Origin of the sequence: Haloferax sp. Atlit-10N (assembly GCF_003586325.1) — an archaeon.
GTDB classification, from domain to species: domain Archaea; phylum Halobacteriota; class Halobacteria; order Halobacteriales; family Haloferacaceae; genus Haloferax; species Haloferax prahovense.
Genome location: NZ_PSYX01000157.1, coordinates 1 through 459, shown reverse-complemented (window position 1 = coordinate 459; position 459 = coordinate 1). Strand labels below are relative to the sequence as shown.

The following is a 459-nucleotide window of genomic DNA, read 5'->3' as shown; positions in this document are numbered from 1 at the left end:
CCTTCGTACTCGCCGGAGCTAAACCCGGTTGAGGAGTGCTGGAGACAGCTTCAAGCAGCTCTGAGTAACCGGTTCTTCGACTCACTTGACGAGCTAACAACAGCGATTGATACTGCCCTTGAGCAACTTTCAGTTCCAAAAGTGAGTAATTACTTCTAACGACTACTATAGCCAGAAAGAGCGCTCTCTGCAATGTCAACGCTGAAGGGTTTCAACAGAGCGATTCTGTTCTATGATGGAAGCGAGTGATTTGCCTCGGTATGCGCCGCTCGTTCGGATAGCGTCCAGCGGAGAGCACTATTCCGCCACCCCATTTCGTCGTAGTTTCGATTCCGTGAGACCTCTTCGTTGTCTTTGACGGTCTTCGCAACGGAATCGTAGCGGTTCATCCGCTCAACCGGATCTGTGGGACCAGTGAGGCTGTTTTCAACCTCTGATTCCTCTACTTCTAATGCCACA

General features: G+C 50.8%; 2 protein-coding genes. One reads left to right on the top strand and one right to left on the bottom strand.

What is annotated here, in order from left to right:
- The coding region (locus tag C5B91_RS21650) for a transposase (protein ID WP_199708904.1) at positions 1-159 on the top strand (159 nt) is incomplete at its 5' end.
- Between the two features lie 71 nt (positions 160-230).
- Here C5B91_RS21650 and C5B91_RS22910 read toward each other — a convergent pair.
- The coding region (locus C5B91_RS22910) for a hypothetical protein (RefSeq protein WP_233547917.1) at positions 231-459 on the bottom strand (229 nt) is incomplete at its 5' end.